We start from the raw sequence: 12,822 nt of genomic DNA on the forward strand, positions 1-12,822 counted from the left end.
CGTCGATCGAACCGAGGTCATCCTGTATCAGCTCGCGCGCCTGCGCGACGCCGGCCGCATCCCGAGCGCGCCAATCTTCGTGGACAGCCCGATGGCGCTGGCGGCGCTGAGGGTTTACGAAGAATCCATCGCTCGCGGCAGCTCTGAAATCCGCGCCGACATCGCGCATGCGAAAAATTTCTTCAATGACCAGGATCTCACCGAGATCAAAACCGTGGCGGCGTCGATCGAGCTGAACTCGATGCCGGGGCCGATGATCATCATCTCCGCGTCGGGGATGGCGTCCGGTGGCCGCGTCCTCCATCATCTCAAAAGACGGCTTCCCGACCGCCGCAACATTGTCATCCTCGTCGGCTATCAGGCCGCGGGAACTCGCGGCAGGTCGCTGCTCGACGGCGCTACGATGCTGAAGATGCTGGGAGACTACGTCCCGGTCGCCGCGGAAATTGTCGACGTCCCCGGCTTCTCTTCGCACGCCGATCAGCGCGAAATTATCAACTGGCTCAAGCTCGCTTCGGTTCGGCCGCAGATCGTTTATATCGTTCACGGTGAGCCGCCCGCATCCGAAGCTCTGCGCGCGCGCATCACCAATGAGCTGGGATGGAACGCCGTGGTACCGCGCAATCTCGAGCAAGTGCGTATAGGCTGACCAGGCTGTGACGCACTTCCGGCTCAGACACTTACCGCTCGACACGCTACGCGAGCACGTGATCGTCATTCACGAGCGCGCAGTCCGGCATGGAAACCTGGGCTTGCACCCGCTCGACCGGGCACGCGTCTTCGGCGTCGATCGCCAAACCGGGCTACCGCGCGAGATTACCGGCGTCCTCAACGTCTGCAGCGACGACCTGCTCGAAGCCGACGAGATCGGACTATCGGACGAAGCATTTCACGATCTCGGCTTGCCCGATGGCGCCGAAGTCCGCGCAAGCCTCGCGGTCGCGCCGCTGAGCGTGGATTTGGTCAGGGCCAAGCTCAGGGGAAGACACCTTGGACGCCAGGATTTCGACGCGATCCTGACCGACGTCGCGGCACGGCGCTATTCGCGCGTCGAGCTTTCGATGTTCGTGCTCGGGTGCGCTTTTCAGAAGTTTGATTTGTCGGAGCTGACTGACTTCACGCTCGCGATGATCGCCACCGGCGAGCAGCTCACGTTCGGCGGCTCGGTCGTCGCCGACAAGCACTGCATCGGCGGTGTTCCGGGCAACCGAACCACCATGGTCCTGGTCCCGATTCTTGCGGAACTCGGACTCAAAATCCCCAAGACTTCCTCGCGCGCTATCACCAGCCCGGCCGGCACGGGAGACACGATGGCGGTGCTGGCCGATGTCGCGCTCTCGCCGGATCGGCTGTATCGGGTCGTCGAGGAAGTCGGCGGATGCATCGCGTGGGGCGGCGCGCTCGAGCTGGCGCCCGCTGACGACATTCTGATCACCGTCGAGCGCCCGATGGAGATCGATACCGAGGCGCAGATGGTCGCCTCGATTCTCGCCAAGAAGAAGACCGCCGGCGCCACCCACGTTCTGATCGACATACCCATCGGGTCTTCGGCCAAGGTGAAGACTCCCGAATTCGCCGAGCATCTCAGCGGGTTGTTCATGGCCGTGGGCGAGCGGATCGGCCTGCGCCTCGAGATTGCGACGACCCCGGCGCTCGGCCCGATCGGCTACGGCATCGGACCGCGATTGGAGGCGCTCGACGTCCTTTCGGTCCTCCGATGCGAACCCGGTGCGCCCGCCGATCTGCGCGAAAAGTCGCTGATGCTCGCCGGTCGTCTGCTGGAGATGACCGGAGTCGAGCCGGCCTCGCGCGGCTATGAGGCGGCGCGCCGGACACTCGATTCTGGCGCTGCGCTCAAAAGGTTCGAGCGAATCGTGGACGCACAGGGACGACGCGAGATGCCTGCGCCGGCGGCTTGGCGGCGAAACTTCGCGGCTGGACAAGCCGGGATGATTGCCCAGATCGATTGCTGGCAGATATCGCGAATAGCAAAACGCGCCGGTGCCCCTTCCAATGCTTCCGCGGGCGTGAAGCTCTACAAAAGCGTCGGCGACACCGTGATGCGGGGCGAGCCGATTTTCGAGATTCACGCCGAAAGCGATGCGCAGCTTCAGGCCGCGCTCGAATACGCCAACTCCGCGCCCCGCCTGCTCCGCTATGCCGAAGGTGCTTAAGCCGACGCCAGGCGCCACAGTGATTGACTCGTGTACACTCCCAGTCAACACTCGGTTCGTTGGATGACTATGAATAAAACTACCGTTGTACGGCCGCTGTTCCTGGTCCTTGCCTTGACGCTGCTCGCAGGATGGGGCATCTCTTCCGCTCCCGATGCAACCGCGGCGTCAACTCCGGCTGCGCTGAGCGCCGACAACATCAACTTGATCTTTGTGGTAAGCGAGGATTTGGCTTACCGAGCTTCCGGGGACATCAATCCAGCCACGGCAAACCTCACCAACCGGGGTTTACAGCGGTCGCTCCGGATGGCCACGTTCCTGCGACGGCACGTATTGCGGAAGAAGAATGTAACCGGCATCTATGTGCTCGAACCGATGACCCATCTGCAAACCGCCGGCAATTACCCCGATATGGCGGCGCCCGAGACCGTTGAGCAGTTCGCCCTGCTCAACCAGATCACTCTGTCCAGCGCGCTCCCGCCGCTATATTTCCCATATACCGGCAACAGCTATCCGCTCAACGCATCCTATTCGTCAGCAGTGCCGCTGCCCACCGGAGTCGCTACACCGTCAGCATTCTGCGGTAATTGCCAGGGTCTCGATTTCAGCGACCAGAAAGGCGACAACGAAACCCTGGTCACCGGTATCATCGCGGCAAGCGTCCCGGGCTTTTATGTCTTCTCGGCGCCCTGGGAGATCACCAGCGCCCTGATGGCAAATATCAACAAGCTGGAAACTTATAACCTGACTCTTCCGGATAGCTATGCGGGTCCTAACTATATCTATGCGATCTCGATCGCGCCGTCGGGAAGCGCCAGCCTGGTTACCTTCGACAGCAATCTGCACCCGCCTTCCAGCTACCCTAAACTGCCTTCGCCGAGGCCGGTCAGCGTTGCATGCGCGATGCAGACGCCGTTCCTCGTCCAAGTGACCGGCGGTAGCGGCGGCGCCGTAATTCCGGCGAATATCAACACCAACGAAACCATTTACATAATTCGGCACGCAGACGCGCATCCGCTGGCTGATTGGACCGACGGCAACTATGTCTGCGCGGGGCAATGGCGCGCGCTGGATCTTCCCAACGCACTGCGCGGCAAAATCAGCCCCCAGCAGGTCTATTCGAGCGATCCCGCTCAGGTTAGTCCGGGCACCGAGGGCTTCTCGTGGTCGGGTGTTGCGCCTTCATTGACCGCCGAGCCATACGCAATCGCCAACAACTTGCCCTATGGTCTGGCCGCCAGCTTCGATACGACCTCGGCCCGCGCAACCAGTGATTTTTTCTTCACCGACGGCACCTTCTCCAGTCAGACCGTGCTGATGGCGTGGTCGTACCAATTCATCCAACCGACGGTAAATGCGCTGATCGCGGCCTATTTCCCGCATGCCGTCCCGCCCCCGCCACAAGCTCCCGATTGGCCGCCCGACGACTACGACACCGTCTGGAAGGTGACGCTTGACGCCGACGGCAACTTGACGGTGAACAACACGCTGTGCGAAGGCATCGACTCCGCGGCGCTGCCGGCCACCTGTCCGAAATTCTGACCGTCTCTACCGCGCCAGCCACGCGCGCGGCGCTTTGACCAGTCTATTCGGTATCAGCGAAATATTTCCGATTGAGGCTGTTCGTGTATCCGTCTTCTCTTAGCTTGAGCAGCTCTTCATCGATCGCCGTACGAAGCGGGCTGTTAAACGGCAGAGCAAATCCGTATTGCCGGGGATCGAACACAACGCCAACCTCGTTGAGCCGCAGCTCGGGATGCTGTCTGGTGTAGTATCGCAAGATCGGCGAATCGTACACGATCGCATCAACCCGGCGCTCCGTGAGCGCCGCAACTGCGCCCTGGAGGCCGTCAAAAGTCCGCGTGTCAAGCCCTGCGGATCGGCAGTAGGCCTCGCCGGTGCTGCCCGCAATGCTGCCCACCTTCTTTCCCGCCAAATCCTGAAAGCCACCTATATGACCGCGGATTTCGTTCATCGTCATCACGCTGGTCATACTCGATGTGAAGTAAGCGATCGCGATCACGCCGCACGCCAGAGAGATCCCTGCCAGCAAGTAGCCGAAAGGTCCGGGTACCAAACGCTTGTGAGATGAACTGCCGGCCGCGGACGTCGACATGACATGATAGAATGATTCCGCCATTCCGCTCAGCCAGGCACGGGGGAACTCGGGGTCCAGCCTGCGGTCGAAAATCGTCAGTACAAGTGTCGCTAAAATCATGGCGCCGAACGCGATCGCGAAGATTCGCAGGTGGCCCCACTCATATAGGCCCCTGAAAAGTTCAACAAGGCCGGCTCCCCGGTTGGAGGCGACCATCACCTGAAGGCCGGATTCAAAGTATGGCTGTGAAAAATCTATTTTCTCGAGACGGCTACTGGTGATGAAAAGGTCGGTCACCCCCACCTGCGCCTGACCCTCGCTCACCATGTCTATTAGTTCCGGCAGCGTCCTGGCTTCCACGTATTCGATCTTCCAGCCCTTCGCCGCCGCAATCGTTTCCCATAGCTCGATTGTAAAGCCGCCAAAGCCGGTCGAGGTTCTGGCGACGAACGGCGGATCGACGTAAACGACCACTCTCAGCGTCGGCGCGTTCCCCGACGAGGAGGCCGCCGCCCATGCCCCGCCCATGAGGACCACAATCACGACCGCGATAAGTGCTTTCTTCATCGCTCTATAATTTTATGCCGATTGGAGTTTCAAAAGACGCAATTTCGTTTGAATGGCGTCAAGCGATTAAGCGGACGCCAGGCGCTTGAGGCTGTCCGATTCGCCGATCACCACCAGCAAATCATCGGCTTCGATCCGCGTATCGGCGCCGGGAATCATCTCGAGCCGTTGGTCGTTGCGCTTCAACGCCACGATCCGAAGCCGCGGATTCTCCCGCTCCACCGCCGCGATCGTCTTTCCGGCCGCCGGGCTGTCGCGCGAGATCCTGATCTCTTCGAGATCGACCTCGGACTCGCGGCCGGGCACCGAGAGTTGCAGAAAATCCACCACCGACGGACGGATGATGCTCGCCGCGATTCTCATCCCGGCCCATTGATAGGCCGCGACCACCTGGTCCGCTCCCGCAAGCTTGAGCCGCCGCAGCCCCGCATCCGAGTCGCCGCGCGCGTAGATGAGAATCTTCGGATTTTTCTCGCGCGCCGAAAGCGTGATGTATACGTTGTCCGCATCCGATCCGGTTGCGACGATTATCGCGCGGGCCGAACCGATCCCGGCATCTTCGAGCACTGAATCTTCCAGCGCCGATCCCACCACGTGCATCACGTCGGCCGTGTCCAGCTCTGCTTGCCTCGCGGCGTCTGCCTCGATCACCACCATCGGTACCGCCGTGCGATTTAGCTCTTCGACTACCGCGCGGCCGAAACGCCCGAAGCCGCATACGATGACATGGCCCTGGAGACCGTGAATTTTGCGATTCATTGCGCTCTTCCCGAGAAACTCTCTAAGCCGTCCCTCGACCACAAGTTCCCCAATCACCGAAAACAGATAAATCGCGCTGCCGACGCCTGTGACTATCAGTCCAATGGTGAAAAGACGACCGGCCGGACTGAGCGGCTTTACCTCGCCAAACCCGACCGTCGAGATGGTAATGACCGACATGTAGAACGCGTCGAGAACCGACCAGTGCTCGATCAGGATGTAACCGGCGGCGCCGATTACGGTCATCACCGCGACCAGCGAGACTGCGAGCGCGAATCTGCGAGTTGGGGTCATCCTGATGGCGTGCGCGCGATCCTTGGCGACGAGCTATCAGCCGGGAAATCCCGCCAAGAATTACATGTCACACTCCAAATGGGAACGTCTCCGGGACGCCGCGTGCGCTGGCGCGTGGCGAAAAAAATGAGTGCATCCGATCGAAACACAAACGCGTCTTGACAAAAAGTCAGGTAGGCATAAAGAGCGGTATAGAGTGGGCCTGATTTCTGGGGGACGATTCCGCGTGCACGGGAGTTCGCCTCGACATCAGTTGTGCAGCGCAGACCTCGCGCAACGGAGGGGAAGATGAAAGGCGCCCATGGAAGGGCAAGGCTCGGAACGATTGCGATTCTGGGCATCGCCGCGTTCGCGATTATGGCCGCCGCGGCGCTGACCGTATCGGACGCGCAACTGCAAAGCCCATCGGTCTGGCCGATGTTCCATCACGACCTCTTGCATACGGGGCTCAGCCAGTACGACACCAGCACCAACCCCGGCACGCAGAAGTGGGCGTTCGCAACCGGCGGTTATGTAGAGTCCTCGCCGGCGATCAGCGCCGACGGGACCATTTACGTCGGCTCCGATAACCAGAACCTCTATGGTGTAAATCCCGACGGCTCGCAGAAGTGGGCGTTCGCAACCGGCTCTCCTCTTAACGCTGTGGGGGGCTCCTCGCCGGTGCTCGGCGCCGACGGGACCATCTACCTCGGCTTCTATATCTACCTATACGCGGTAAACCCAGACGGCACGCTGAAATGGAAATTCGCTACCGGCGCTGGCGTGCAATCCGCGCCGGCGATCGGTGCTGACGGGACCATTTATTTCGGCTCTAACGACGATCATCTCTACGCGCTAACCGACGGAGGTCAAGGCGTCGTCACGCAGAAGTGGGCGTTCAAAACCGGCGGTATGGTGTACTCCTCGCCGGCGATCGGTGCTGACGGGACCATCTATTTCGGCTCTAACGACGATCATCTCTACGCGCTAACCGACGGCGGACAAGGCACCGTCATAGAGAAGTGGGCCTTCACGACCGGCGGTTGGGTGTTTTCCTCGCCGGCGATCGGCGCCGACGGCACCATTTACATAGGCTCCGATGACGATAACCTCTACGCGCTAACGGACGGAGGACAAGGCACTGTCACAGAGAAGTGGGCATTCAAGACCGGCGCTGCTGTGACCTCCTCGCCCGCGATCGGCGCCGATGGGACCATTTATGTCGGTGCCTTTGATGGTAACCTCTACGCGCTGACCGACAACGGCACCAGCACCACGGAGAAATGGGCGTTCGCAACCGGCGCTATGGTGGAGTCCTCGCCGGCGATCGGCGCCGACGGCACCATTTATGTCGGCAACGATGACGGCAACTTCTACGCGGTGAACCCCGGCGGCACGCAGAAGTGGGCGTTCGCGACCGGCAATAGCTTTGTTTTGCGATCCTCGCCGGCGATCGGCACCGACGGAACCGTTTACGTAGGCTCGGATGACGACAACCTTTACGCCGTGGGGATCCCGAGCCCGACTCCAACCAAGACGGCAACCGCAACGAAGACGGCCACACCAACCGCGACGCCAACCGCAACGGCCACTCAAACCGCGACTGCGACGGCCACCTTAACCGCGACACCGACGGCGACGGCTACCTCAACTTCGAGCGCTACCGCTAGTGCGACCGCAACCGCCACTGCAACCACAACGCGTACTGCGACGGCAACGGCAACGGCTACTCAGACTGCGACTGCGACGCCCACCGCGACGGTAACGCCGACCGTGACCGCTACGGTCACTCAGACCGCGACGCCGACTGCGACCGGCCCGGCCACTCAAACCGCGACGGCCACACCGACGGCGACGCCCACTACTTCAATGTCGGTGACTGCATCGCTTGCTTTTGGGAATGTTCTTGTCGGGCAGACGCTTACAAAGAATCTGACGGTCCAAAACCACGGGACTTCCAATTCGCTGGTCATCTCGGGTGCGACACCGTCCGACTCTGAATATGCCCTAAGCGGCACAGGGTCGTGCGGTGCAATCCCGGTGATGGTCTGGCCCAGATCGTCCTGCACGCTTGGAGTCGCATTCACTCCTAACGCGACCGGCGCGCATAGCGCGACGCTGATGCTCACCGACAACGCGGGCACTGGCTCTCAAAACGTTGCGCTTAGCGGCACCGGCCTCGCCGACGTGACAATTACGAAGACTGGTCTGTCGTGGGGCGAGGAGAAGTTCGGGATACTCTATAAGGGAGCGTTCGCGGTGGTGAACCATCAGAACACGTCGGTGACGCTCAGCGAGAGTTTCAGCGGGTCCAATGCGGCCGATTTCAGCGTCGTGGGAGGGACCTGCGGGAGCATGCTGGCGGCCAAGTCATCGTGCACGATTGTGGTTGGATTCAGTCCCGGGGCGCTGGGTAGCGAAGCGGCGAGCCTCTCGGTCACGGCCAGCCCCGACGCGGAAAGTCCGCACCTGGTTTCGCTGACCGCCGGAGATACGATTCCCGCGACTGTGAGGCCGGCGCTTCTGCTTATTACGGCGCCGGTAGTTTACGAGGGTGCGGCGTCGGGAAGCAAGTACGTCACCGTGACCAATAAGTCTCCGTTCACGCTCCCGGTCAGCACCGCAATCACCCCCGCTGGCGAGTGCTACGCGGCGGCTGGCGGAACCTGCGGTACGGCGGTGGCTGGTAATTCGTCGTGCACCATCGAGGTGTGGTACACTTCATTTGGCGAATGCGAATTTGCAGATTTTGCCACGCTGGCGGTAACCATAAGCAACGACCCGACCAGCCCGCATAACGTGACTGTGGAGGGGGAGGCGGTTCCGTGTTCCGGAAAGCAATGCTTGTAGAAACGAGGATCGCGGCTCTGCGGAAGTGGGCGCATCTGACGATACGGCCAGCCCGCACAATGTGAGCCTCAGCGGCACCGGCTCATAGGCGGTGCGCTCGGGCGGGATCGATCCCGCCTCAATGGAACCAAACGCCCTGTCCGGCGACCGTGGCTGGGCAGGGCGTTTCGCTTACACGTCACACTCCAAATGGGAACGTCTCCGGCACGCCGCGCGTTGCGACTGAGGATAGCGGTGACACGGCTTTGGTTTCATCGAACCAGATGTACTCGTCGAATTGCCGCGGCAGAGACGCCTGGAAATAGTGACTCTCCAATTCCGATTGCGGCCGATAGATGACCCCGATAGCTCGTTCGAGGCGAGTCGGCGCGAGCTCATCCCGCACCGCCTGGCGCCGGGGCGCGCGCAGATGAACCGCGCACGCCGCGATGCCTGATTCGTGAAACAGCCGTTCGTAACTGCGTTCGTGCGCAGGCCGCACCTGCTTTATCTCCATCGGGCCGTCCCAATCCGATGCTGCCGCGACGGTCCCGTGATCGGTTCCGAATCCGATCAGGTACGCTGCGCCGCCGAACCGATTTCGGGACAGCTGCCCCACATTATGTTCTCCGCGCCTACCCATCTCCGTAGCGGACGCATCGCCCACGTGGGAGTTGTGCGCCCACACAATCGCCTTGCTGCCGACGCCCCGAAATTCGAGCAGCCGCTCGAGCGTGTCGAACATATGCTGGTCGCGCAGGTTCCACGACTCGACGGTGCCGTAGTACATGACGCGGTAGTATTGTTCCGCGGCGGCAATCAGGCGCGCATTCTGGATCGCGTCGAAGAATCGATCGCCGTCGCGCTCCGAATACTCGATTCGGCGCTTCAGCAGATCGCCCAGCATCTCGACTATCGGCTGTTCGCAAATGCGATACGGCTCGCCCAGTGCTACGCGCCCGTACACGGCGGGATCGTTCTCCCACGGCGTCAGGCAGCCGTAACGCTGCCTGGCGACGGCCGCCATCGCCGGATCGACACCGCCTAAGTATTCGATGACCGCGTGAATCGAAGTGAACAGACTGTACAGATCGAGTCCATAGAAGCCGGCGCGCAGCTCGGGGTCGCGAATCTCCGCATTGTAGGCGCGCAACCATTCGACCAATTCCAAAGTCTCGCGATTACGCCACATCCAGGTCGGGAAGCGCGTGAAGGCGTTCCATTGCTGCTGTCGCGCGGGCGCGTGATGCACGTATTGGTTGATTCGCGCGGCGTCGGGCCAGTCGGCCTCGACCGCCACCATCCTGAATCCGCGCCGCAAGATCAGCTCGCGAGTGATCCGCGCGCGCATCTGGTAGAACTCCGAGGTGCCGTGCGTCGCTTCGCCGAGCAGCACCACGCGCGCATCGCCAATCCGCTCCAGGATTGGCGAGAGATCGACTTCGCCGATGTTACCGATCGGCTCGGCAACCTCGCGGATGAGTTTCGCCACCGACTGCGGCCGGCTCGCGCGCGCCGGAGTCCGGCCCGATGCGTCTGCCCATCCTTGCGCGCCAATCAGCGGAACGAACTGCACGTCACCAAGATTTTCTTCCTCGCAGTGGTCCTCCGTGACCCGCGTGACTCGTATCAGTTCTTGAGCGCGAGAAGACGACGACCCGACCGGAATTACCAGCCGCCCGCCAACTCGGAGTTGTTCGAGCAGCGGTTTTGGTATCTGAGGACCGCCCGCCGTCACGATGATGACGTCGTAGGGCGCATGTTCCGGCCATCCCAGGGTGCCGTCCCCGGTGAGAACATGGATGTTGTCGTAGTGCAGTTCCGCCAGGCGCCGCCGCGCAATCGTCGCGAGTTCCTCATGGCGCTCTACGGTGTAAACGCTGTCCACGATCCGCGAAAGTACCGCTGCCGCGTAACCCGACCCAGTGCCGATTTCGAGCGCCTTCTCACCCGGCTTTGCCGCGACGCATTCGATCATCAGCGCAACGATGTATGGCTGCGAGATCGTCTGACCCGCCTCGATCGGCAATGGAGTATCCTGGTATGCAAACTCGGCGAGCCGGCTCGGAAGGAATGCCTCGCGAGGAACCGCGCCCATCGCATCCAGCACCGCCGCATCCGCGACACCGCGCGATGCGATCTGAGCGTCTACCATCCGCTGCCGCTTGATCGAGAAATCCTGCATCGGCGTCGCCCCCTTGAACCGTTACCATACAATGGAGTCCGTCAACTATCCTGATCCTGAGCTTGCAGCGGAGTATGCTGTAAATAGCGCAACGCGCTGAGGGTGGGCTATCGGAGATGGCCGCGGTCTTTTCGAAAATACTGTGTCCGATTGACTTCGAGCATGACTCGATGGACGCGCTCGGACTCGCCTGCCAGTTGGCGAAGCAGAACTCCGCTACGGTTTACCTTCTAACCGTGATCGGCGCGCCGCCACCCGCGGCTGCCGCACTGCCGCCCGTCGCGCTGAACCCTAATCCTGAATTTGAAGCAGCATGTATCCGCCGGTTGGAAGTAATTGCGCGGGAAAAACTGGCGGGAGCTTCACATGAGATTTTCGTCGCAACCGGGAACGCGGCGCCGGAGATTCTCAATCTCACCGCCGCACAAGGCATCGACCTGATCGTGATGGGTACGCACGGCCGCACCGGCTTGAAGCACTTCCTGCTCGGCAGCGTCGCGGAGCACGTGGTTCGCCAGTCGCCGGTTCCGGTCTTGACGATCCATCCCAAGGCCGCCGGGTAAAGGAGTGTTCTTATGTCTTTGCCGTATCGCAAAATCCTGTGCCCCGTGGATTTCGACGAAAACTCGATCGCGGCGCTCGAGGCCGCGGCGGAAATCGCGCGGCATTTCGACGCCACCGTTCATGTCCTGCACACCATCCTGTTGGTCATAGCGCCTACCTCGATGCCCGTGTACGTGGATCTCTACAAGGCGCAGGAGGACACGGCGCGCCGCAACCTTCAGGAACTCGCGCGCAAGCATCTGGCGGGAATCAAATACGAGATCATGGTTAATATGGGCGAACCCGCCGCATCGATTCTCAAGGCAGAGCGCGGGATCGGTGCGGATCTGCTCGTCATGTCCACCCATGGCCGCCGCGGCGTGTCTCGTTTCTTCCTCGGCAGCGTAGCCGAACTCGTACTGCGCGAAGCTCGATGTCCGGTGATGACTGTCCATCAACATGCACCTCAGAAACATCTGGTCGGCGCCTGGATGACAGCTAATCCTGTCACCGCGCAAATCGACGAGAAGCTCTCGACGATTCATGCAAAGATGCTCGAGGGCGGCTTCCGGAACATCCCCGTCCTTGCGGACGGGCGCGTCGTCGCGATGCTTACCGAAGGCGATGTCCGCTCGTTTGTGGGGCATTTCGACGACACGCCCGCCAAACGAGCGATCACCCAGGCGCTTGTGACCGTAGGACCTCAGACGCCCATTCGCGAAGCCGCGCGGATTATGCGCGAGCGAAAAATCGATGGACTGCCGGTCGTCGAGGACGGCCGCCTGGTCGGAATTATCACGACCAGCGATGCGCTCGCAGCGACAACCAGCGAGGGATGAGTCCGGGCTGCGAAGCTGACCGCCCAAGCGCGCAGCCACGCGGCCGTCACCTGTCTCTCAAGCGGGTTTTCGAACGCGCGCGGTTGCATGTGCGGTCAGAACTGGAATCGGTGATTCCCGCACGACGCGCTCGGCGACGCTGCCGAGCACCAGGTGGCCCAATCCCTTGCGGCCGTGCGTGCCCATCACGATCAAGTCGGCATCGAGGTCGCGCGCGGTCTCGAGCACTTGCTCGGCCGGATCGCCGCTTGTCACGATCGTTTTGCAGCGGACCGCGGCGGGAATCCGTTCCCGCGCGAGCTTTTCCAGTTGCTCGCGTTTGTCCTTCTCAACAATTGGGTAAGCATCCATCGGCACCGGCTGGAAGCCGGCCGCGCCGGCTGGCATCGGCGCGACGTTGAGCAAGTACAGCGCGGCGTCGTTCTGCTGCACCAGTTTCAGCGCGACGTCGAGAGCCGCCAACGAGTGCTCCGAAAGATCGATCGGACACAGGATCTTCCGAAATAGCTGAGTCATCGCCGCCTCCTGTGTTTCGCGCTAGTCCGTCAGACGGTG

At 61.5% G+C, this 12,822-nt stretch carries 10 protein-coding genes; 6 read left to right on the top strand and 4 right to left on the bottom strand.

Annotation, left to right across the window (positions count from 1 at the left end; genetic code table 11):
- From ABSB13_RS00005 to ABSB13_RS00015, 3 genes are all read left to right on the top strand, one after another.
- The coding region (locus ABSB13_RS00005; protein ID WP_428104327.1) for an MBL fold metallo-hydrolase RNA specificity domain-containing protein at positions 1-649 on the top strand (649 nt) is incomplete at its 5' end.
- Between the two features lie 7 nt (positions 650-656).
- Positions 657-2,174: a thymidine phosphorylase family protein gene (locus tag ABSB13_RS00010; RefSeq protein WP_428104329.1), complete on the top strand. Its 1,518-nt coding sequence runs from the start codon at positions 657-659 to the stop codon at positions 2,172-2,174.
- A 69-nt stretch (positions 2,175-2,243) separates the two neighbouring features.
- Positions 2,244-3,716, top strand: coding sequence for a hypothetical protein (locus ABSB13_RS00015; RefSeq protein ID WP_428104331.1), 1,473 nt, complete (start codon positions 2,244-2,246; stop codon positions 3,714-3,716).
- A gap of 43 nt (positions 3,717-3,759) precedes the next feature.
- Here the strand turns inward: ABSB13_RS00015 and ABSB13_RS00020 are convergent, their stop codons facing one another.
- The gene (locus tag ABSB13_RS00020; RefSeq protein WP_428104333.1) at positions 3,760-4,839 is read right to left on the bottom strand and encodes a transporter substrate-binding domain-containing protein; all 1,080 of its coding nucleotides are present in this window, start codon (positions 4,837-4,839) and stop codon (positions 3,760-3,762) included.
- A gap of 66 nt (positions 4,840-4,905) precedes the next feature.
- Complete coding sequence (locus ABSB13_RS00025; protein WP_428104335.1) at positions 4,906-5,892, bottom strand: potassium channel family protein; 987 nt, start codon at positions 5,890-5,892, stop codon at positions 4,906-4,908.
- A gap of 288 nt (positions 5,893-6,180) precedes the next feature.
- On the opposite strand from ABSB13_RS00025, the gene ABSB13_RS00030 reads away from it, so the two are divergent.
- Complete coding sequence (locus ABSB13_RS00030; protein ID WP_428104337.1) at positions 6,181-8,721, top strand: choice-of-anchor D domain-containing protein; 2,541 nt, start codon at positions 6,181-6,183, stop codon at positions 8,719-8,721.
- Between the two features lie 178 nt (positions 8,722-8,899).
- On the opposite strand, the gene ABSB13_RS00035 is transcribed toward ABSB13_RS00030, so the two are convergent.
- Complete coding sequence (locus tag ABSB13_RS00035; protein ID WP_428104339.1) at positions 8,900-10,885, bottom strand: protein-L-isoaspartate(D-aspartate) O-methyltransferase; 1,986 nt, start codon at positions 10,883-10,885, stop codon at positions 8,900-8,902.
- Between the two features lie 116 nt (positions 10,886-11,001).
- Between ABSB13_RS00035 and ABSB13_RS00040 the strand changes: the two genes are divergently transcribed.
- Positions 11,002-11,448, top strand: coding sequence for a universal stress protein (locus ABSB13_RS00040; protein WP_428104341.1), 447 nt, complete (start codon positions 11,002-11,004; stop codon positions 11,446-11,448).
- Positions 11,449-11,460: 12 nt separating this feature from the next.
- Positions 11,461-12,267 carry a universal stress protein gene (locus ABSB13_RS00045; RefSeq protein WP_428104343.1) on the top strand — a complete coding sequence of 269 codons (807 nt, stop codon included), beginning with the start codon at positions 11,461-11,463 and terminating at the stop codon, positions 12,265-12,267.
- Positions 12,268-12,324: 57 nt separating this feature from the next.
- Here the strand turns inward: ABSB13_RS00045 and ABSB13_RS00050 are convergent, their stop codons facing one another.
- A complete protein-coding gene (locus ABSB13_RS00050) occupies positions 12,325-12,783 on the bottom strand; it encodes a universal stress protein (protein WP_428104345.1) in 459 nt (152 codons plus the stop codon).
- Positions 12,784-12,822: the final 39 nt, after the last annotated feature.

The organism is Binatus sp. (SeqCode) (assembly GCF_050013435.1).
GTDB lineage: Bacteria > Desulfobacterota > Binatia > Binatales > Binataceae > Binatus.

Excerpts from the sequence above, each read along its gene's own strand:
- ABSB13_RS00015 (WP_428104331.1), top strand. The coding sequence starts at position 2,244 with ATGAATAAAACTACCGTTGTACGGCCGCTGTTCCTGGTCCTTGCCTTG.
- ABSB13_RS00020 (WP_428104333.1), bottom strand. The coding sequence starts at position 4,839 with ATGAAGAAAGCACTTATCGCGGTCGTGATTGTGGTCCTCATGGGCGGG.
- ABSB13_RS00025 (WP_428104335.1), bottom strand. The coding sequence starts at position 5,892 with ATGACCCCAACTCGCAGATTCGCGCTCGCAGTCTCGCTGGTCGCGGTG.
- ABSB13_RS00030 (WP_428104337.1), top strand. The coding sequence starts at position 6,181 with ATGAAAGGCGCCCATGGAAGGGCAAGGCTCGGAACGATTGCGATTCTG.
- ABSB13_RS00035 (WP_428104339.1), bottom strand. The coding sequence starts at position 10,885 with ATGCAGGATTTCTCGATCAAGCGGCAGCGGATGGTAGACGCTCAGATC.
- ABSB13_RS00040 (WP_428104341.1), top strand. The coding sequence starts at position 11,002 with ATGGCCGCGGTCTTTTCGAAAATACTGTGTCCGATTGACTTCGAGCAT.
- ABSB13_RS00045 (WP_428104343.1), top strand. The coding sequence starts at position 11,461 with ATGTCTTTGCCGTATCGCAAAATCCTGTGCCCCGTGGATTTCGACGAA.
- ABSB13_RS00050 (WP_428104345.1), bottom strand. The coding sequence starts at position 12,783 with ATGACTCAGCTATTTCGGAAGATCCTGTGTCCGATCGATCTTTCGGAG.